Raw genomic sequence first — 19976 nt, 5'->3', positions numbered from 1 at the left:
AGGCCTCAGGCCGCCAATTCAGGGGAGAAACACGATGGCAGACAAGCGACCGGCCAAATACGATATCCTTTTCGAGCCGATCCAGATCGGTCCGAAGGTGATGAAGAACCGGTTCCATCAGAGTCCGCACTGCATCGGGGCGGGGTCGGACAAGCCGGGCTTCCAGGCGGCGCATCGCGGCGTCAAGGCCGAGGGTGGCTGGGGGGCCATCAACACCGAATATTGCTCGATCCACCCGGAATCCGACGATACCCACCGCGTCTCGGCGCGGATCTGGGACGAAGGCGACGTGCGCAACCTGCGGGCGATGACCGACGAGATCCACAGGCACGACGCGCTGGCCGGCGTCGAGCTGTGGTATGGCTCGTCGCACGCGCCTTGCATGGAGACCCGCTGCACGCCGCGCGGCGCCACCCAGTACGCCTCGGAATTCGAGACCCTGACCTACTGCCACGAGATGGACCATGACGACATTCGTCAGGTCCAGCAGTATTATGTCGACGCGGCGCTCCGCTCGCGCGACGCAGGCTTCGACATCGTCAATGTCTATGGCGGCCACGCCTATCTGCCGGTGCAGTTCCTGTCGCCCTACCACAACAAGCGCACCGACAAGTACGGCGGCGCATTCGAGAACCGCGCCCGGTTCTGGGTCGAGACCCTGGAACAGGTGAAGAAAGCGGTCGGGAACGACTGCGCCATCGCCTCGCGTTTCGCGATCGACTCGCTCTACGGCACCGCCGGTGTCGAGGTCGAGGTCGACGGCATCAAGTTCATTCAGCTCGCGGACGATCTGGTCGATGTCTGGGACATCAAGGTCGGCGACATCGCCGAATGGGGCGAGGATGCCGGTCCGTCGCGATTTTATCGCCAGGGCCACCAGATCCCGTGGCAGAAATTCGTCAAGCAACATTCCAAGAAGGCCGTTTTGGGCGTTGGCCGTTTCACCGATCCGGAAAAGATGGCCGAGGTCATCCGAAACGGTGAACTCGACATCATCAGCTGCGCGCGCCCGTCGATCTCGGACCCGTTCCTGCCGCAGAAGATCGAGGAGGGCCGGATGGACGACGTGCGGACCTGTATCGGCTGCAACGTTTGCATCTCGCGTTGGGAGATCGGCGGACCGCCGATGATCTGCACCCAGAACGCCACCGCGGGCGAGGAGTATCGCCGCGGCTGGCACCCCGAGAAGTTCGAGAAGGCCGGGTCCGACGACACCATTCTGGTGATCGGCGCCGGTCCGGCGGGCGGCGAGGCGGCGCGGGTGCTGATGGAACGCGGCTATGTGGTCCATCTGGCCGACAGCGCCGACAAGGTAGGCGGCCACGTCAATACGGTGGTGACGCTGCCGGGGCTCGGCGAGTGGGGCTATCACCGCGACTATCGCGAAGTGCAGCTCGACAAGCTGGTCAAGAAGAACCGCGACAGCCAATTGGCGCTCGGCGGCAAGGCGCTGACAGCGGACGATGTCCTCACCTACGGCGCCGACAAGGTGATCCTCGCCACCGGCTCGTCCTGGTGCGGCGACGGCACCAACGCGCTCAGCCATGATCCGATTCCGGGCGTCGATTCCAGCAAGCCGAACCACGCGACACCGGAGCAGATCCTGGTCGACGGCAAGGCGGTCGGCAAGCGGGTCACGATCCTCAACGCGGATCCGTATTTCATGGGCCCGTCATTGGCCGAGATGCTGGCTGCCAAGGGCCACGAGGTGTCGGTGATCGATGGCGTCGGGTTCGGCAAATACATGCACTTCACGCTGGAGGCGCCGAACATGCACCGCCGCCTGCACGAGCTGCATGTCCGGGTCGTCGGCGACAGCTGGGTCACCAAGGTCGAGGACGGCCGGATTGAAATCTACAACATCTGGGGCGACGGCTCCCGGCGGGAGTATCGCGGCCCTGGGGTGATCCCGCGCGTGGAGAACCGAACCCACGAGTGGCACGAGTACGACACGCTGGTTCTGGTCACGGGGCGTCGATCGAACGATGGGCTGTTCCGCGAACTCAAGGCCCGCAAGGACGAGTGGGCCGCGAACGACATCAAGGGTATCTACGTGGTCGGCGATGCCTGGGCGCCGAAGCTGATGGCCGATGCGACCTTCGACGGGCATCGCATCGCTCGCGAGATCGAGGAAGCCAATCCGCAGCTTCCGCTTGCCTACAAGCGCGAAGCCTCGGTCTGGGGCTCGGCTTATCTGCCCGGCGGCGAGTACCGCCAGGAGTGGAAGCTCTAGAACGCTGCGAGGAAAGTCGGGCCGGCCGGTGGACGGCCGGCCCGAACCCCGACGCGCCCACGCGACCCTCGTCCGGGTCCGGAACGAGGCGCCCGGGATGCGCGATGCCCGACGATGGTTTCCGTGAGATCAGGAGGAGCGGCCACGATGATCAGCCCCGAACACGACCCGCGGGACGTGACGCGCATCCTGTTTCAGGATTTTCCGGTTTGGATGACCCTCGTCTTCTACGTCGCGGCCGTCGTGGCCATAGCCGCTTTCGTCTACGGCGTTTACGTCCAGGTCCGGAAATACCGCAGGGGCGTGCGTTCCGGCGCATGGTCGCCGTTCTGGCCGCGTTTCGCGCGAATGGTCGAGACGGTTCTTTCGCATCGCACGATCAAGCGGCGGGCGCGCCGGGCGGGCTCGGCGCACGCCCTGATCTTCTTCGGCTTCGCGCTGCTGTTCATCGGTACCAGCATCATCACGTTGGATTACGACATCCTCGAACCGTTGACCGGGCTCAAATTCTGGTACGGCTCGTTCTACCTCGTTTTCTCGCTGGTCCTGGACATTGCCGGCGTCGGGCTGATCGCCGGCCTTCTTTATATGATGTACCGGCGCAAGTGGCTGGCGCTTCCGAAATTGGATTACCGCCGCCCCGATCGCGCGCCCGACGAGCCCGACTACGACCGCGCGTCCTATCGCCGCGAGGACTGGGCGTTCCTTTGGACCCTTATCTTGATCGCCGCGACCGGCTTTTTGCTGGAGGCTTCCCGGCTGGTCTGGCTGCAGGGCGATCCGACGGTCTGGGATTACCGGTGGTGGTCGCCGGTCGGTGCCGTGACCGCCTCTATCCTGCAAGGGATCGGCCTCGGCCCCGAAGGCGGCGCGGGCTTTCGCATGGGGCTCTGGTGGACCCATGGCCTTCTCGCGCTCGCCTTCATCGGCCTCGTTCCATACACCAAGGTGCAGCACATCTTCACGGCCATGGGCGCGCTGATGGCGATCGATCCGGACGCCAAGCGTCGGCTGCCGACGGCGGATGTCGATCAGGACAAGATCGGCTTTTCCGAACTCGCCGACTTCTCGGACAAATATCTTCTGAACTTCGACGCCTGCACCAAATGCGGCCGCTGCCACGAGGCTTGCCCGGCAAACGCGTCGGGGTTTCCGCTATCGCCACGCGACATGGTGCTGAGCCTGCGGGAACTCGCGAACGATACGCTGTCGGGCGCGCGCATGCCCGCCGGCCCGATTCAGGTGATCGGCGACGGCGTCAATCAGATCAGACCCGAGACCTTGTGGTCCTGCCGGACCTGCGGCGCCTGCACCGAGATCTGCCCGGTCGGCATCGAGCATCTGCCGATGATCGTCCAGATGCGCCGCGCCCTGATCGAGGAGGGCGAGTTCGATCCGATGCTCCAGACCACCTTGAAGAGCCTGCAGAAATCCGGCAACTCGCTGGGCGAATCCCGGCGCAAGCGGCCACGCTGGACGAAAGCTCTCGACTTCACCATCAAGGATGCCCGCGCCGAGCCGGTCGACGTGCTCTGGTATGTCGGCGACTACGCCTCGTTCGATCCACGCTCGCAGAAGGTGACGCTGACCTTCGCCCGGATCCTCCACGCGGCGGAGGTCGATTTCGGCATTCTCTACGAGGACGAGCAGACCGCCGGCAACGACGTCCGCCGGGTGGGCGAGGAAGGCTTGTTCCAGGCGCTGGCCGAGGCGAATATCGCGCTTTTGAAGGAATGTGCGTTCACGTCGATCGTCACCACCGATCCGCACACCTTCAACACGATCAAGAACGAATATCCCGAATTCGGCGGGACTTTTCGCATCGAGCACGCCAGCGCGATGCTGGAGCGGCTGATCCGCGAGGGTGCCGTGGCGACGCCGAAGACCTTGCCCTACAGGGTCACCTACCACGATCCATGTCATCTCGGCCGGCTCAACGACGGCGCAGAGCCGCCGCGTCAGGTGTTGTCGAAGCTCGGCGTGGACCTCGTCGAGATGCGGCGGAGCAAGGACAATTCGTTCTGCTGCGGCGCGGGCGGCGGCCGAATCTGGCTCCCCGATCCACCGGAATTGAAGAAGCCGGCCGAACTCCGTGCCGCCGAAGCGGCCGAGATCGACGGGCTGGAAATCCTGGTGGTCAACTGCCCGAAGTGCCTGAACATGATGGAGGACGGCGTCAAGGGAACCGGAAACGAAAGCAATTTCCGGGTCATGGAATTGATCGAACTGGTCGCGGAGGCAATGGCGGATGAAGTGTCCGGCGCCGATTTCGCGCAACAAGAACCGATCGGACAAGCATGACCCTCTGGTTCGGGACAGCGACGATGGTCGATGGCGACGCGTTACGGGCGTTGATCGATCGCCTGCTCGACGCGGGCGATCCCTACGCCGCGCTCGGTGCTTATCCGCATGCCGATGCGCGGGATCGGCAGGCTTTGGAGGCGGTGATCCTGGCGACGCCGCGGCTCAGGCTGACATTCGCCGCCGCGCCTTACGCGGCCGCCGATCTGCTCGAGCGAATCTCCGTCGACGCGAACGCCGCGATCCGGTTGCGGCTGGCGAAGAATCCCGTGACCCGGCCGTCGACGCTCGCGCGGCTGCTGGCGGACGATGCCTCGGACCGCATCCGGCGCTATGTCGCTGCGCATCCAAGAGCGGAGGCCGCGACGCTCGCCGTCCTTGCCGGTGATCCGTCGATCGCGGTGCGCCGGGCCGTGGCGGGCAATCCGAATGCGCCTTGCGACGTCCTTGCCCGACTGGTCGCCGCAGGCGATGGTCTGATCGACAGGAACGCGGCTCACGGCCCATTTGCCGATGCCGAGCTATTGCAGACGTTGTGGGCCACCGGCGATCGCAATGTACGGGCCGAGGTCGCCGCCCATCCGAACACCGCTCGCAGCCTTCTCGCAATGGCCGAGGCGAGTGCGGATGCGTTGATCCGGCGCAAGCTTGCCGCGAACCCTGGGCTCGGCGCGGCCATGCTGAACCGCCTTTTCGCCGATGACGACGAGAGGGTCCGCGCGGCGGCGGTTCGCAATTGCGTCATGTCGGGCGCGTTTCTTGACGATCCGCAGGATGAACCCTCGCCAAGGGTTCGCCGCGTCGTCGCTCGGCGCGAGCGGCTTTCCGCCAAGGTCATGAGCCGGCTGGCCAGCGATCCCGACGCGTGGGTACGCCGGTGGATCGCGCGCAATCCGGCGGTTTGTGACGATCTTCTGCGCCGTCTGGCAGCCGACCCGGTGATGGAGGTGCGGCGCGGCGCGGCCCGCAATCCGTCCTGCCCCGGGCCGCTGCTGTCGGTTCTGGCATGCGACGCGGCGGCGTGGGTGCGCGCCGGCGTCGCTCTGCGCGAAGACGTGCCGGACGCGGCGATCGACCGATTGCTGGAGGACGATGGCCCGGACGTTCTGGGTGCCCTGGGGCGCAACCCGCGGACACCGGCCTCCAAGCTCGAGGCCATCGCGTGCCACCCGGACAAGGACGTGCGCCGCGCCGTGGCGTTCAATCATGCGGCGCCTTGCGAGGTGGTCGCGCGTCTGGCCGAGGATCCCTATCCGCTGAACCGCGTCGTCCTTGCCAACCATCCGAAGCTGGGTCTCCGCCACATCGAGCGCCTGCTCGACGACCCCGAGCCGCAAGTCCGTTTCGCCGCTTCCGCGCGGCTGGCGCGGTTCTTTGCGGCGCCCCACACCATCGCAGGCGATCTGCACATCAACGCGTGAAAATGGAGCGAGGCCGTTGCCATGAAGATTCTGGTCCCCGTTAAACAGGTCGCCATTCTCGACGACGAATTCGAGATGCGCGACGACGGTCGCGATGTCGACGAGGACTTCTTCGAGAAAGACCTCAACGAGTTCGACCATTTCGCCGTCGAGGAGGCGCTCCTGATCAAGGAGGACGCGGGCGAGGGGGGCGAGGTCATCGTCGTCACCGTCGGCGATGCCGACGCTGATGACGCCCTGCGTACGGCCCTGGCCAAAGGCGCCGAACGCGGCATCCGGGTCTGGGACGAGGGGCTTGCGGACGCCGACGGCATCGCGATCGCCAAGGTGCTGGCAAAGGTGGTCGAACGCGAGGCACCGGACATGGTGTTCACCGGCGCGCAATCGTCGGATTTCGGCCACGCCACCACGGGCGTTGCGCTCGCCGGCCTGCTGGGTTGGCCGCATGTGGCGGTGGTGTCGAAACTCGACTACGCGCCCGGGGCGGCGAGCGCGACCGTGCATCGCGAACTGGAGGGTGGGCTCGAAGAGATCATGACCGTGAAGTGTCCCGCCGTTCTGTCGATCCAACTCGGCATCAACCAGCCGCGCTACGCTTCCCTGCGCGGCATCCGCCAGGCCAAGCAGAAGCCGGTGGACGAGCTCGGGCTCGGCGATCTCGGCCTTGGCGCCGGCGACGTCGCGCCGGCTTCGCGCGTGCGGCGCATGTACGCCCCTGAGAAGGGCCAGGCCGAGATCATCACGGGATCGGCCGCCGAGCAGGCCGCGCGACTGGCCGAGATCATCAAAGAACAGCGGGGGATGTGAGGAATGGCCGAGATTTTAGTCATTGCCGGACAACGCGACGGCTCGTTTGCTCCCGCTTCGCTTGAAGCGATCGCCGCGGCGAACAGCGTCAAAGGCGAGGCGGACACGCTCGCGGTCGCCATCCTTGCCGCCGATCCGAATGCCTTCGTCAGCGATCTTTCGGTCAGCGGCGTGGACGAGGTGATCGCGGTCAAGGCCGGCTCCAACGATTTTCATCCCGAGCTGTTGGAGGCGGTGATCGCCGCCTTGGCCGCGGCTCGCGAGCCCGCGCTGATCGCGGTCGCGCACAGCGTCGACGCGTGGTCGTATGCGCCGGCTGCCGCCGCCAAGCTCGGTTTTGGCTTCGCCAGCGACGTGCAGGCGTTGCGATACGAGGACGGCGAATTGGTCGCCACCCGCGCCGGTTACGCCGAAAAGGTGCTGGTCGATCTGGATTTCCCCGGCAAGCGGACCGTTTTCGTCACCGTCCGAACCAATGTGTTCGATCCGGCCGGCGGATCCGGCTCACCGGCGGTGACGGCGATGGACGCGCCGGCCAGCGCGGTCTCCACGTCCCATGTCGGCTGGAAGGAACCCGAGAACGCCGGCGGGATCGACGTTCCGGGCGCGGAGTTCATTTTATCGATCGGCCGCGGGGTCGGCGACGAAGGCAATGTCGAGCAGTTCCTGGAACTGGCGGACCGGCTCGGCGCGACCCTCGGCTGCTCGCGACCGATCGCGGATAACGGCTGGCTGCCGAAGGCCCGCCAGGTGGGGCAGTCTGGACAACTGGCGGCGAGTTGCAGGCTCTACATCGCGCTCGGCATCTCGGGTTCGGTCCAGCACCAATGGGGCATGAAGCACGTCGAGACCATCGTGGCGGTGAATTCGGACCCGGAGGCGTCGATCTTCAGCATCGCCCGCTACGGCATCGTCGGTGACATGTTCGAGATCGCCGAAGAACTGGAAAACCATTTCTAGCGCACCGGACGGGCGGAAGACCCGCTGGACCACGCATCGAGACAAGCAAAGGGAGGAACATCAGATGACCAGACGGGTTTCCGCACTCGAATCCGAACACCGTGCGCTGGGCGCCGGGCTTGATGACTGGAACGGCATGGACGTGGCATGGAGTTACGCTACCTCGACCGAGGACGAGCACGATGCCGTGCGCGAGGCGGCCGGCCTGTTCGACGTATCCGGGCTCAAGAAGATCTGGATTACCGGCCCTGACGCGCTCGCGGTGGTTGACCGCATCGCTACCCGCGACATGACCAAGATCGGCAAGGGCAGATCAGCCTATTGTCCCGTGCTGACCGATGCCGGGACGATCTGCGACGACACCATCATTTTCCACGTCGACGACAACAAATATCTCTTCGTTCACGGCGCCGGTCAGAGCGCCACACGGCTCGAGGAAGCAGGGCGCGGGCGGAACGCCGACATTCGCTTCGACGACGCATTGCACGATATTTCGCTCCAGGGGCAGAAAGCCCTGGGGCTGCTCGATGCCCACACGCCGGTCGACCTGGATAAACTCGACTATTTCCATCAGGTCGAGACCACGCTGTTCGGGCGCAGCGCGATCCTATCGCGGACCGGATATTCGGGCGAGCGGGGATATGAGATTTTCACCGATCAGAGCGACGTCGGGCATCTGTGGCAGAGCATTCTCGATGCGGGGCAGTCGGACGGCGTCATGGCCTGTTCGTTCAACTGCCTGGACAAGATCCGCATCGAGGCGGCGCTGCTGTTCTATCCCTACGACATGAGCGAGGTGAACACCCCTTGGGAGGTGGGGCTCAACTGGTCGATCTCGCGCAAGAAGCCCGACTTCATGGGCCGGGAGGCGCTGTTTGCCGCCGAGGGCAAGGAGAAAGTGAAGTTCGCCGGCGTTTCCTGCACCTCGACGACCGAAGTTCTGGAGGCCGGCGCCAAACTGCTTCTCGACGGCGAAGCGGTCGGCGTTGTCAACAGCCCCGCTTATTCGCACCGGATGAAGAAGTCTCTGGCGCTGGTCCACCTGCGGCCGGACGTGGCGGTGGGGACCGTTCTCCAGCTTGCTGGGGACCAGCAATCGCATGACGTGACGGTCGAGCCGGTGCCTTTCTTCGATCCGAAAAAGACGCGCACGCACAGCTGAGGCATCTCCCACGGCGACGACCAACCGGCTCCCGGTTCGCCGGCCTCGGCTTTGCGGCATCGTTCCAAAAATGGGGACTCGGGTTTTGGACGAAACGATGCTGCTGTCTCAAAGCCGACAGCGTCCGCAAGGCGCCTGACACAGGCGCGGCGCTGTCGGCGCCGTGGCGGCAAGAAAGGTGACGAATGACCGCGACCTGGGTCGCCCCCGCACCATCCACCCTTCGGGCGTCCGTCGCGGTTGCCCTTTCGGCGCTGGTCTGGGGGTGCTGGTGGATCCCGCTGCGGGTGATCGACGGCTATGGCCTGAAGGGGGATTGGACCAGCGTTGCCGTTCTCGGCCTCGCGGCACTGTGCCTGACGCCGTTCATCCTCGGTCGCTCCGGCCGTCTGCTGCGGGCGGGTGCGATGGTCTGGGGGACCGGTGTGTTTTTCGGCGCCATGTTCGCGACCTATCAACACGGGTTGATTACCGCCGACATCGTCCGCGTGACCCTTCTGTTCTACCTCGCGCCGGTCTGGGGAACCGTGTTGGGAGTGGTTTTCCTCGACAAACGGCTTTCGCTACTCCGCGTCCTGGTGATCGCCTTCGGCTTCGCGGGCGCCATGGTGATCCTCGACTTCAGCGCCGGCGTGCCGTCGCCGCAGGGGCTCGGGGAATGGATGGGCCTCGCCTCCGGGATCGTCTTCGCCATCGGAGCCACCTTCGCCCATAAGGTGGTGGGCGAATACGAGATGGAGAAAACCTGGCTAAGCCTGGTTTTCGGCGCCTTGTTGTCGCTCGTGTTCGCATTGTCGAATCCGGCATTCGCGATGCCCTCCGCCGACCAGCTATTCGCCGCGGCTCCGTTTACCCTCGGCGTCGTGGTCGTCGTCCTGATCCCGATCACGTGGACCATGGTCTGGGGCGCGCAAAAGCTGGATCCGGGGCGCCTCGCGCTCTTGCTGATGCTTGAGGTCGTGGCGGCGTCGATCACCGCGGCGCTGCTGGCGGGTGAACCCTACGGGATCGAAAAATTGATCGGCACGGGAATGATCCTGACCGCCGGTGCCGTCGACGCGCTCGCGGAGCGCAGGGCCTGAGCAAAGGCAGGGACGGCATTCGCAGCGTCCAGCGTCACCGATCGCGGGCCGGATTCCGAAGCGTCTTTCGTCAGGGCATCGGGTCGGCGCTGCTGGCCGACCAGTCCGGCACGAAGCCGAGGATCTCGGTCTCTGGATGAAGGCTCGGGTTGAACAGCTTGTTATGCCACCAGGTGGCCTCGTAGAGCGGATTTCGCCGACCAAGCGGCAGGACTTTGCACAGGAGGTCGTAGCGTTGCGCGTAGGCCTCGAAGGTCAATGTGCAGCGTCCGCCCGCTCGGAGCGCCGCCGCGCCGGGTGAGTTCGGCGGGAAGGTCGCGGTCAGGATGTCGCAGAACTCCCGCGACTTCTGGTAATAGACGGCAGAAAAAAAGCGCAGCGCCTGTTCGCGCTGCTCCGCGGGGTCGTTCGTCTTCCTGGCCATGTGCAGCAGTTCGGAGGTCTTGGAATAGGCCGGTGCCTTGGACAGCACCGTGATGATGTGCCCGAGTTTTTCATGCTCGCCCTCCAGCCTCACCGAGGGAGTGATCGCGGCGTCCGGACGGCCGGCATTGTTGCGCATTGCGAGCTGTCGGACGCGGCACTGCCAACGCAAGAACGCGTGCTGAAGGGGGTTCGGCGCGGCCTCGATCCCGTCGTCGTGTAGCGGTCTGTTCACGTCTTTTTCTCCCGCGTTTCAAGACTGTCCCGTTTGTATCCCTTCCCCGAACCGTTTCGGGGAAGGGATGGTCGCTATAGCTGGAAGATCTGATTGGCGACGATCACGATGACGACTCCGGCCGCCAGGGCGAGGTAGGGCTTCATTCCGGCCCGACGGATCGAAAGATCGCGTGAGTCGATGTGCAGATCCTCCAGCATCCGCGCCGGGAATTTGCCGCCGTCCTGGATGTAGTGGCGGTAAGCGAACACCGGCAGGATCAGCGCGGCCGCGATGATGCCAGCCATCAGCGTACCTTCGCCCCAGACATTCGCGCCCGCGCCGAGAAGCAGTGCGTTCACGAAGCTGAGCGCCACGCCGATCGCCATGATCGGCGTCGGGCAGCGCCATGGCCGCGGTGTTTCGGCGTTGTCGATCCGGTGGATCCACCCTGCGTTCAGGTTGAGGAAGTTGAAGATCAGATAGCAGCAGTTAGATACGGCCAGCACGAACAGATAATCCGACATCAACAACAGTATGAGGTTGAAGCAGAAATCCGTCCACATTGCCCGGGTCGGGGCGCCGTGGGTGTTCACACGGCTGAGATAGCGCGGCAGCCACCCATCCACCGAACCCTGGTAGAGCGTCCGTGAGGATCCCGCCATGGAGGTCATCACCGCCAGCAAGAGGGCGAGGATGAGCATGATGACCATCAGCGAGTAGACGAACGAGCCGCCGCCGACCATCCCGGCCATTGCGCCCGCGACGGCGGAGCCATCGACGATACCGTCCTGCAACATGCCCTCGACGCCGAGCACCCCCTGGAAAGTCAGCGGGACCAGCGAGAAGATGACGAGGCACAAAATGCCGGCGGAGAGGATCGCCTTGCTGGTGTCGGTCCCCGGATTCTTGAACTCGGACGTATAACAGATCGCCGTCTCGAAGGCGTAGGCCGACCAGGCCGCGATGAACAGCCCACCCAGAAACAACGTCCAGCCCGGGATATTCCATGTACCGGCAACGACATTGCCGGCGTCATCGAAGGCGAGGGGCTTGAGCGGCAGAAGGTTTTCGCTCAGCACGTCCCCCGTCAGCAGCGGCACGATCCCCACGATCAGCAACGGGATCACCACCGCCAATCCAACCACCATCTGGAAGCGGGCGGCCCGCAAGACGCCGCCGTGCTGAATGCCGAAGACAACCAGCAAGATGGCCGCGCCGATGACAAAGGTCGCGTCGATTCTGAGACTGAGGCCCTGCTTCAGCGAGTCGAGGTTCAAAAGGGTGATTTCCCAGCTGCGGATCGCGGAGTCCGCCTCGAAGAAAACGGTCAGGATATAACCTGCGGCGAGCCCGCCGCCGATAGCCAGCACCGGTGTCCAGGCTAGCCAGTTGCACCAGACCGAGAGCGGAGCGATCACCTTGCCGTAACGGACCCAGGCGGCCGCGCCATAGACCGATGCGCCGCCGCTCTTGCTTGGAAACAGGCCGGCGATCTCGGCGTAGATAAAGGCCTGGATGAAGCCGAACGTGACCGACAGGATCCAGACGACCCATGACGGATTGCCGATCGTGGCCGCGATTCCGCCGATCGAGAACAGCAGCAGAGCCGGAACACCGCTGGCGAGCCAGAACGCGTCCTTCCAGCCGATACTGCGGTGAAGGCCTTGCTCGTCAACTGTTGGAGCACTCAACGCTACTGATTGATCCGAAGACATGGTTCCCCTCCCTTATCTATGCAGGTGCGCCGGTTTCCTCCCCGGATCTCTGACCCGGTGATACCGACGCGCTCGTCCTCCGTGACCGACCTCCCGTGGCGTTATCTCCGCTTCTTTAGGGGTTCGTCGGTCACCTCTTCCGTACCGCCAGGGCTCGCGGCCGGCCTGTACGATCTGTCATGGGAAAGGCTGGGAATCCGGCCGCGCGTGGCGGCGACCTGATCGAGGTCTATGGTCGCGTGCACGACGCCGGGAATGTCGCCTCCATCCGCGACGACTTCGCCCCATGGATCGACGACCAGCGAGTGTCCGTAGCTTTCGCCACCGCCCTCGACCGGGCCGATCGCGCAAGGGGCGACGATGAAGACACCGTTCTCGATCGCTCTGGCCCGGTTGAGCACATGCCAATGCGCTTCGCCCGTGCGTTTGGTGAAGGCGGCCGGGACCACGATGATTTCTGCCCCGGCCCGCGCGAGATCGCGGAAGAGGGTCGGGAAGCGCAGATCGTAGCAGATCGTGTGGCCGATCATCCCATAAGGCGTTTCGGTCAGGACCGCTTCGTTACCGGGGGAAATACGTTCACTCTCCCGATAGGCCTCGGTTTCCGAAAGCTGGACATCGAAGAGATGGATCTTGTCGTAACGGCTTTTGATCGTGCCGGTGTCGTCGATCATGAGACTTCGGTTGAGGAACTTGCCGGCGGCATCGGATACGGCCACCGATCCGACCATGATCCAGACCTTCCGCGCCCGCGCAAAGACCTTCAGTTCCTGCAGGACGGGGTGGTCCACCTCCGGCTCGGCGGGCGGCGCGAGAAAACGGCCTTCGGTGCGCAGGCCGCCGCAGTATTCCGGCAGGAGGAGCATCTGCGCACCAGCGCTGACCGCGGCATCCGCCAACGTCAGTGCCTCCGACAGCGCGGACGAAAAATCCGGTCTCGGCCGGGTCTGGAGGCAGGCGAGGTTCAGCGACCGTGCCATTGCATCAGAACTTGGTATACGCTTGCCGAAGCGTTGCCAGCGGGTGCCGATCCGACATCTGGAACTTGATGAGAAGTTCCCGCGCGATCATGTCCCGGTCCTGCTGGTTATTCGGCAGCTCGATGGAGTCGGGCACTCTCACCCAACCGTTGATGTTACGGTCGAAAACGGCGGGCTTTCCTTCCTCGTAGCCCATGTGGATGTCCTCGAGCCAGTTGAGGTCATCCCATCCCATCACCTCCATGTATTTTTGTAAGAAAGGGGTGATGTGATTGTAATCGGGAACCAGATTGACATCGTATCGGTAGCCGATGTGCTGTCCGATTTCCTTTTCACGATCGGTTTCCAGACCTGCGGAATCCTTAAGGAATTGATCGACATCCTTGATTTCGGAGCCGCGGTATTGTGTTCCGGCCATTCGATCTCTCCTCAGAGATGGTGATAATCTTCGACGCCAGGGGTGTAATTCGTGCCGGCGAGCGGCACGCCCGCCATGGCGGATGCTTCCATCGTGAGCGCGGCTAGATCCTCCGGCTCGAGGCTGTGGACGTTGGTCTTGCCACAGGCACGGGCAAACAGCTGGGCCTCGATGGTCAGCGTGTGCAGGAAGTTATAAACGCGCTCCGCCGCCTCGTCCGGGTCGAGCCGCGCGCGCAGGAGCGGATCCTGTGTCGCGACGCCAACCGGACAGCGACCGGTGTGGCAATGGTAGCAGGAGCCCGGTTCAACGCCGATCTCCTCCTGATAATTCGCCTCGGGGATGTCCTTGTTGCAATTCAGGGCCATCATCGCGGAATGGCCGATCGCGATGGCGTCGGCGCCGAGCGCGATGGCCTTCGCCACGTCTGCCCCGTTTCGGATGCCGCCGGCATAGATCAAGGTGATCTCGCCCCGCTTGCCCAGGTCATCGATGGCCCGGCGCGCCTGACGGATCGCGGCGATGCCGGGCACGCCAGTCTCCTCCGTCGCCAGATGCGGTCCGGCGCCGGTACTGCCCTCCATTCCGTCGATGTAGATGGAGTCCGGATCGCACTTCACCGCCATGCGCACGTCGTCATAGACCCGCGCGGCGCCGAGCTTGAGCTGGATCGGAATCTGCCAGTCGGTCGCCTCGCGGATTTCGTTGATCTTGAGCGCGAGGTCGTCCGGTCCCAGCCAGTCCGGATGCCGGGCCGGCGAGCGCTGGTCGATGCCGGCGGGAAGCGATCGCATCTCCGCCACCTGATCGGTCACCTTCTGGCCCATCAGGTGTCCGCCGAGGCCGACCTTGCAGCCCTGGCCGATGAAGAACTCGCAGCCGTCGGCCAGCACCAGATGGTGCGGATTGAAGCCGTAGCGGGATTGAATGCACTGGTAGAACCACTTGGACGAATAGCGTCGCTCGTCCGGGATCATTCCCCCTTCGCCCGAACAGGTGGCGGTTCCCGCCATCGTCGCGCCGCGGGCGAGGGCGGTCTTGGCCTCATAGCTGAGCGCGCCGAAGCTCATGCCGGTTATATAGATCGGAATGTCCAGATCGATCGGGCGCTTGGCGCGCGGGCCGATCACCGTTCTGGTTTCGCATTTTTCGCGATAACCCTCGATGACGAAACGCGTCAGCGTGCCGGGCAGGAAGGTCAGGTCGTCCCAATGCGGGATTTTCTTGAATAGCGAGAATCCCCGCATCCGATACCGGCCAAGCTCGGACTTGATATGGATATCGTCGATCACGTGCGGCGGGAAAACGAATGACTTTCCCAACCGATACACGTCACGGTCCACCGGAGTTTTCTTCGGCATGCGCCCATCGTCCATTTCGGTAATCCTTCCCCTGTTAGAGGATGAGTTTTTTCTCGGCGGGCTCCAGATTGTCGTAATTCCAGAGCTGCTTACCCGCGACGATTTTGGTGAAGTGGTCGACGCCCTTCTCGGGCATCAACTCGTACTGGGTGAGCTTTCGGGTCAGCCAGGCCTTATCGAGGTCGGTCAGCGCCGCCGGCACCGCGTCGACGCCGAGCGATTGAATCTTGCCGCCCACATAGATCGTGCCGTCATACATGGAGTCGCCGAGATTCTTGCCGGCGTTGCCGCAGACCACCATTCGGCCGCGCTGCATCATGAAGCCGGAAAATGCCCCGGTATCGCCTCCAACGATGATCGTGCCGCCCTTCATGTCGATGCCCGTCCGCGAGCCGACGGAGCCCTTGCAGACCAGATCGCCGCCGCGGATCGCCGCGCCGAAGGTCGAGCCGGCGTTCTTCTCGATCACTATGATGCCGGACATCATGTTCTCGCCGCAGGACCAGCCGACCCGGCCATTGATCCTCACGGTCGGCCCGTCGATCAGGCCGACCCCGAAATAACCGAGCGAACCGTCGACGATCAGGTTGAGCTTGTTGAGGATACCGACGCCCAGAGCGTGCTTGCCGCGCGGGTTCTGGATAACGATGCTGCCGTAACCCTCGCTCATCAACTCGCGGATCCGGGTGTTGACCTGCGTGGCGGTCAAATTGTCAGTGTCCAACTCGGTCCGCTTGTTGAAATCCACGTCAGGAGCCCACGGGTAGGTGAAGCGCTCGGCCTCGTCCTCGTTGAACTCGATCAGCATGGTGCGACCGTTGAGCTGCTCGGTCGTCATCCCGAGCGCGGTTGCCCGCTCCTCTTGGGTCATTTCCTTGAGTTCGGCATCCATCATGCTTGCCATACCCGTACCTCCTCATCGTAGGGGTCGTAGGTGTCGATTTCCTGGGGAAGGATCGCGCGTATGGCGACCTCCTCCGACGCCATGGCGATCAGATCGTCGCTCTCGTAGAGAACGAGCGGCTTGGCAGCCATCGTGTCCTTGGCCATGCCCAGCTGGTTTTTTGTCGCCACCAGGTAGGTGAAGACACCGTCGATCTCTCCGATCGACCGGCGGAGGCTTTCCTCGAGTTCGACGCCGTTCGCCAGGTTGTGGGCGGTGTAGACCGCCAGCAATTCGCTGTCGCAGTCGGAGGTGAAGCGGTGGCCTTTGCGTTCCATCTGGCGGCGCATGATCCAGTAGTTGGTGATCTGGCCGTTATGGACGACGGCAACGTCGTTGTAGGGGAAGGCCCAGTAGGGATGGGCCGAGCGGATATCGACGTCCGACTCCGTGGCCATCCGCGTATGGCCGATGCCGTGCGTGCCGGTGAACCCGCCGAGCTGGTACTGGTTGGAAACGTCGGTGGCGTCGCCCAAATCCTTGATCAGCTCCAGCGAATTGCCGAGGCTGAGAATTTCCACGCCCTCGACATCCTCGATGTAGCGGGCGAGCTCTTCGGTATCGCCGTCATGACTGATGACGAAACGATAGGCGTACTCGGTCGCCTTCTTGCGATCCTTCACCTCCACGTCGTGCTCGGCAAGCCGGCTCTCGATTTCCTCCAGCCGCTCCGCGAGTTTGGCGCCAATACGATAACCGACGGCGTCGATCTCTTCTTTTTCGGCGAGCTTGAAGCGCAGGATGTAGTCGCCCGGATTGGGCTCGCCATAGACGGCAAAACCGGTTGAATCCGGCCCCCGATGCTTCAGGGCCTGCAGCATCGAGGTCATCTCGGCGCCAACATTGGAGTTCTTGCCTCGATAAATGAGGCCAGCAATTCCGCACATGCTAACTGTTCCTCCCGCAAATATTTCGAGGCGTTCGCAGCCCCATGCCGACTTGTCTCGCCGCCCGTCTCACGGCAGATAATCGAGATAGGTGTCAGCGTCCCAGTCCGTGGTGGTGTGCATGAAGCGTTCCCACTCGTCCCGCTTGTATTCGTCGTAGAGGCGGTACATCTCGCCGGGCATGGCCGACTTGATCACGTCGTCCTCGGCCAGCGCCGCGAGCGCGTCGCCAAGCGACATCGGCAGTTTCTGAACCTGCTTGCCCGCCTCCATCGCGGCGTAGATGTTGCGCTCTTCCGGCTTGCCGCAGTCGATCTTGTTGGTCAGCCCGTCGTCCACTGCCATCAGGATCCCGGCGGCCATCAGGTAGGGATTGACCATCGAGTCGACCGAGCGGAATTCGAAACGTCCTGGCGCCGAGATGCGCAGGCCGGTGGTGCGGTTCTGGTATCCCCAGTCCTTGAAGATCGGGGCCCAGAAACCGGTGTCCCACAGGCGCCGGTAGGAATTGACGGTCGAGCAACCGATCGCGGTCAGCGCGTCGAGATGCTTGACGATGCCGCCAACCGCGTGCTGGCCGACCACGCCCGGCATCTGCGGGTCGTCGCCCTCCGGCATGAACGTGTTGTCCCCGCCCTTCTGGTAGGCGAAAACCGCATCCATCGCGGCCCGTTTTTTCTGTCCGAGCTTTGGATGCTCGTCCTCGCCGCCGCGCCAGAGCGAAATGTTGTGGTGGCAGCCATTGGCCGAGACGCCCATGAACGGCTTGGCCATGAAGCAGGCGATCAGGTTGAATTCGCGCGCGACCTGGGCGCAGATCTGCCGATAGGTGGTCAGCCGGTCGGCGTTCCTGAGGCAGTCGTCGAAGGCGAAGTTCAGCTCCAGTTGACCCGGCGCATCCTCATGGTCGCCCTGGATGATGTCGAGGCCCATCGCACGGCTGTATTCGATCACCTTCATATAGACCGGACGCAGGCTTTCGAACTGGTCGATGTGATAGCAATAGGGGTTGGAGAAGCCGCCGGCGGGCTTGCCGTTCTCGTCCTTCTTCAGCCACATCATCTCCGGTTCGGTTCCAGCGCGCAGGTGCAACCCGTGCTTGTTCTCGAATTCCTGATGGATTCGGCGAAGATTGCCGCGGCAATCCGAGGTGAGGAACGCGCCGGGGTTTTCCCGTTCCTCGCGGTTGCGGAACAGCGTGCACCATACGCGCGCTACCCGTTTGTCCCACGGCAGTTGGCAAAATGTTTCGGGCTCTGGAATACCGACAAGCTCGGCCGCTTCGGGGCCGTAGCCCATATATTCGCCGTGCCGGTTGAGGAAGAGATTGACGGTGGCGCCGTAGACGAGCTGAAAGCCCTTCCCCGATATGCTTTCCCAGTGGTCCGCCGGGATACCCTTGCCGCAAATCCGCCCGGTAATCGAGACGAACTGAAGATAGAGATACTCAATTCCCAGATCGTCGATCTTCTTGCGGACTTCCTTGACGAGCGCGTCGCGACCATCGGCCTCGACGATGCGCTCCATGTCCGTCTTGCCGAACTTTGCGTCCATTTTGTTCACGTTCGCGCTCCCTGTTTTCAGCGGAACGTTCAAAGAGGCCCGCCTTTGTGTGCTTCTGTTCGCGTCCCGATCAACTCCAGGGGAAGGGGCTGTGAGAAGTGGGGTGCAGCTCGCCTTTTTCGAAGCGGTCGAAGCGGAACGGCTTCAGCAGTTCCTGCTCCTCGCCCATCACCTCGTCGGCGATCAGTCGTCCAACACCGAGCATCTTGTAGCCGTGGTTGCTGTCCGCGATGACGGTCGCGTTTTCGTTGAAGTGGTCGAAGACCGGAAAGGAGTCCGGGGTGAAGCATCCGATCCCGCCGGATGGCTCCCGATGATATTTGGGCATCATGCCTTCGAAGCGTTTGTGGCAATGGGCGAGGGCGGAGACCCACATATGCGCGAACGCCGGTCCGGAGACGAATTCGGGACTGTCCGGCCCATAGGGGTCGATCTGTACCTCGTCGACGGGAGTATCCACCTTGTAGGGCGCCGCGCCGCCCTGCACGCCGCCGAAATGCCAGTCCGGCTTGTAGTAGATGCCCCACATCTTGTCGGTGATCGTGGAGCCGTCCACGTCCGAGATCAGCGGTGCGTCCGTGTCGACATGGATCACTGGCGGCATCTTGCCGTCATCGGTCAACAGCATCCCCGGGTCGACCCGAAGCAGCCCTTCCTCGAGTTGCCAGAACCGCCACATGTCGATGCCTTCGCGGACGTTCCCCTTCAGATCCTTGACGGTTATCTGCTTCGGCAGACCAAGCATGTCCCAGAAGTTTCGCACCCAGGGGCCCGCCCCGATGATGACGCGGTCGCAGCGGATGAGACCCTTGTCCGTTTCCACCGCACGGACCGCCTTCGAACCATTGTCGCTGACGAAGCCCTTGACCTCGACGCCGGTGATAATCCGGACGCCCAGATCCTCGGCCTTCTTTGCCAGGCCGTAGATCGATGTCGTGTTGTTGGCGTAGCCGCCGCGCTTTTCATGCAGGACGGAGGTGATCGCCTGGGCCTGCCAGTCGTCGAACAGGCCGCGCATGTAGCTCGTGGCGGCGTTGGCACCTTCGATGAAGACGCTCTCATAGCCGATCGCCTGCTGCTCCGCGAAAATCTGCGCCACATCGTCGCGCATCGCCTCACAGGAAATCTGCATGTAACCGACGGGATGGTAGCTGAATGCCTCCGGATCGCTTTCCCAGACGCCCACCGAATGGGCCATCAGATTGCGCATGGCAGGCTGGAAGTAATTGTTTCGCACCACGCCGCAGGCAATGCCCGAAGCGCCCGCCGCGATCCCTGACTTGTCCAGAACGATGATGCGGCCTTCGACCGTTTCGTTCCTTTCGGTCAGGCGCTCGGCCAGCCGCCAGGCGGTGGCCAAGCCGTGAATGCCGGCGCCAACAACGACGAATTCCGCATATTCGGGAAATGCCACGATCCAGCTCCAGTCGGCATCAAGTGATTGAGCGCTACTTAACTGACGTCGGAGTTTCAGTGAGTTTGATCCGAAAGGCAACCCATTTT

16 protein-coding genes are annotated in these 19976 nt (G+C 63.4%); 7 read left to right on the top strand and 9 right to left on the bottom strand.

Features of this window, described 5'->3' with window-relative positions; all coding sequences use genetic code 11:
- The first annotated feature begins 34 nt into the window (after positions 1-34).
- The 7 genes from VQ045_RS12785 to VQ045_RS12755 all read left to right on the top strand — a co-directional run bounded on the left by VQ045_RS12785 (position 35) and on the right by VQ045_RS12755 (position 9966).
- A complete protein-coding gene (locus VQ045_RS12785) occupies positions 35-2233 on the top strand; it encodes an oxidoreductase (protein WP_331830364.1) in 2199 nt (732 codons plus the stop codon).
- A gap of 147 nt (positions 2234-2380) precedes the next feature.
- A complete protein-coding gene (locus VQ045_RS12780; protein WP_331830363.1) occupies positions 2381-4534 on the top strand; it encodes a (Fe-S)-binding protein in 2154 nt (717 codons plus the stop codon).
- Entirely contained in the window at positions 4531-5955 is a 1425-nt protein-coding gene (locus tag VQ045_RS12775) for a hypothetical protein (RefSeq protein WP_331830362.1), read from the top strand. The genes VQ045_RS12780 and VQ045_RS12775 overlap by 4 nt, the downstream gene beginning before the upstream one ends.
- Before the next feature lie 21 nt (positions 5956-5976).
- Entirely contained in the window at positions 5977-6762 is a 786-nt protein-coding gene (locus VQ045_RS12770; protein ID WP_331830361.1) for an electron transfer flavoprotein subunit beta/FixA family protein, read from the top strand.
- Between the two features lie 3 nt (positions 6763-6765).
- A complete protein-coding gene (locus tag VQ045_RS12765; protein WP_331830360.1) occupies positions 6766-7722 on the top strand; it encodes an electron transfer flavoprotein subunit alpha/FixB family protein in 957 nt (318 codons plus the stop codon).
- 64 nt (positions 7723-7786) lie between these two features.
- On the top strand, positions 7787-8884 hold the full coding sequence (locus VQ045_RS12760) for an aminomethyltransferase family protein (protein WP_327622677.1): 1098 nt from the start codon (positions 7787-7789) through the stop codon (positions 8882-8884).
- 185 nt (positions 8885-9069) lie between these two features.
- Complete coding sequence (locus VQ045_RS12755; protein WP_327622676.1) at positions 9070-9966, top strand: DMT family transporter; 897 nt, start codon at positions 9070-9072, stop codon at positions 9964-9966.
- Positions 9967-10036: 70 nt separating this feature from the next.
- Here VQ045_RS12755 and VQ045_RS12750 read toward each other — a convergent pair whose 3' ends face one another.
- The 9 genes from VQ045_RS12750 to VQ045_RS12710 all read right to left on the bottom strand — a co-directional run bounded on the left by VQ045_RS12750 (position 10037) and on the right by VQ045_RS12710 (position 19887).
- On the bottom strand, positions 10037-10528 hold the full coding sequence (locus VQ045_RS12750; protein WP_331830359.1) for a hypothetical protein: 492 nt from the start codon (positions 10526-10528) through the stop codon (positions 10037-10039).
- A gap of 170 nt (positions 10529-10698) precedes the next feature.
- Positions 10699-12321 (bottom strand): APC family permease, encoded by a 1623-nt coding sequence (locus tag VQ045_RS12745; RefSeq protein WP_327622674.1) that lies wholly within the window; start codon positions 12319-12321, stop codon positions 10699-10701.
- Positions 12322-12422: 101 nt separating this feature from the next.
- On the bottom strand, positions 12423-13301 hold the full coding sequence (locus tag VQ045_RS12740; protein ID WP_331830358.1) for a carbon-nitrogen hydrolase family protein: 879 nt from the start codon (positions 13299-13301) through the stop codon (positions 12423-12425).
- A gap of 4 nt (positions 13302-13305) precedes the next feature.
- On the bottom strand, positions 13306-13719 hold the full coding sequence (locus tag VQ045_RS12735) for a hypothetical protein (protein ID WP_327648486.1): 414 nt from the start codon (positions 13717-13719) through the stop codon (positions 13306-13308).
- 11 nt (positions 13720-13730) lie between these two features.
- Positions 13731-15080 (bottom strand): FMN-binding glutamate synthase family protein, encoded by a 1350-nt coding sequence (locus tag VQ045_RS12730; protein ID WP_327622671.1) that lies wholly within the window; start codon positions 15078-15080, stop codon positions 13731-13733.
- A 34-nt stretch (positions 15081-15114) separates the two neighbouring features.
- Positions 15115-15984 (bottom strand): GXGXG motif-containing protein, encoded by an 870-nt coding sequence (locus VQ045_RS12725; RefSeq protein WP_331830357.1) that lies wholly within the window; start codon positions 15982-15984, stop codon positions 15115-15117.
- On the bottom strand, positions 15972-16910 hold the full coding sequence (locus VQ045_RS12720; protein ID WP_327622669.1) for a glutamine amidotransferase: 939 nt from the start codon (positions 16908-16910) through the stop codon (positions 15972-15974). Before VQ045_RS12720 ends, VQ045_RS12725 begins: the two co-directional genes overlap by 13 nt.
- 69 nt (positions 16911-16979) lie before the next feature.
- Positions 16980-18464: a glutamine synthetase family protein gene (locus VQ045_RS12715; RefSeq protein WP_327622840.1), complete on the bottom strand. Its 1485-nt coding sequence runs from the start codon at positions 18462-18464 to the stop codon at positions 16980-16982.
- Positions 18465-18543: 79 nt separating this feature from the next.
- Positions 18544-19887 carry an NAD(P)/FAD-dependent oxidoreductase gene (locus tag VQ045_RS12710; protein WP_331830356.1) on the bottom strand — a complete coding sequence of 448 codons (1344 nt, stop codon included), beginning with the start codon at positions 19885-19887 and terminating at the stop codon, positions 18544-18546.
- Positions 19888-19976: the final 89 nt, after the last annotated feature.

The organism is Aurantimonas sp. E1-2-R+4 (genome assembly GCF_036549515.1).
GTDB lineage: Bacteria > Pseudomonadota > Alphaproteobacteria > Rhizobiales > Rhizobiaceae > Aurantimonas > Aurantimonas coralicida_A.
Note: the sequence above shows the minus strand (reverse complement) of the source record. Positions and strands in the feature narration are given on the sequence as shown.

What these genes read in the sequence shown, in the direction of transcription:
- VQ045_RS12780 (WP_331830363.1), top strand. Translation starts at nt 2,381, where the DNA reads ATGATCAGCCCCGAACACGACCCGCGGGACGTGACGCGCATCCTGTTT.
- VQ045_RS12760 (WP_327622677.1), top strand. Translation starts at nt 7,787, where the DNA reads ATGACCAGACGGGTTTCCGCACTCGAATCCGAACACCGTGCGCTGGGC.
- VQ045_RS12730 (WP_327622671.1), bottom strand. Translation starts at nt 15,080, where the DNA reads ATGCCGAAGAAAACTCCGGTGGACCGTGACGTGTATCGGTTGGGAAAG.
- VQ045_RS12715 (WP_327622840.1), bottom strand. Translation starts at nt 18,464, where the DNA reads ATGGACGCAAAGTTCGGCAAGACGGACATGGAGCGCATCGTCGAGGCC.
- VQ045_RS12785 (WP_331830364.1), top strand. Translation starts at nt 35, where the DNA reads ATGGCAGACAAGCGACCGGCCAAATACGATATCCTTTTCGAGCCGATC.
- VQ045_RS12750 (WP_331830359.1), bottom strand. Translation starts at nt 10,528, where the DNA reads ATGCGCAACAATGCCGGCCGTCCGGACGCCGCGATCACTCCCTCGGTG.
- VQ045_RS12745 (WP_327622674.1), bottom strand. Translation starts at nt 12,321, where the DNA reads ATGTCTTCGGATCAATCAGTAGCGTTGAGTGCTCCAACAGTTGACGAG.
- VQ045_RS12765 (WP_331830360.1), top strand. Translation starts at nt 6,766, where the DNA reads ATGGCCGAGATTTTAGTCATTGCCGGACAACGCGACGGCTCGTTTGCT.
- VQ045_RS12775 (WP_331830362.1), top strand. Translation starts at nt 4,531, where the DNA reads ATGACCCTCTGGTTCGGGACAGCGACGATGGTCGATGGCGACGCGTTA.
- VQ045_RS12720 (WP_327622669.1), bottom strand. Translation starts at nt 16,910, where the DNA reads ATGTGCGGAATTGCTGGCCTCATTTATCGAGGCAAGAACTCCAATGTT.
- VQ045_RS12755 (WP_327622676.1), top strand. Translation starts at nt 9,070, where the DNA reads ATGACCGCGACCTGGGTCGCCCCCGCACCATCCACCCTTCGGGCGTCC.
- VQ045_RS12770 (WP_331830361.1), top strand. Translation starts at nt 5,977, where the DNA reads ATGAAGATTCTGGTCCCCGTTAAACAGGTCGCCATTCTCGACGACGAA.
- VQ045_RS12735 (WP_327648486.1), bottom strand. Translation starts at nt 13,719, where the DNA reads ATGGCCGGAACACAATACCGCGGCTCCGAAATCAAGGATGTCGATCAA.
- VQ045_RS12725 (WP_331830357.1), bottom strand. Translation starts at nt 15,984, where the DNA reads ATGGCAAGCATGATGGATGCCGAACTCAAGGAAATGACCCAAGAGGAG.
- VQ045_RS12740 (WP_331830358.1), bottom strand. Translation starts at nt 13,301, where the DNA reads ATGGCACGGTCGCTGAACCTCGCCTGCCTCCAGACCCGGCCGAGACCG.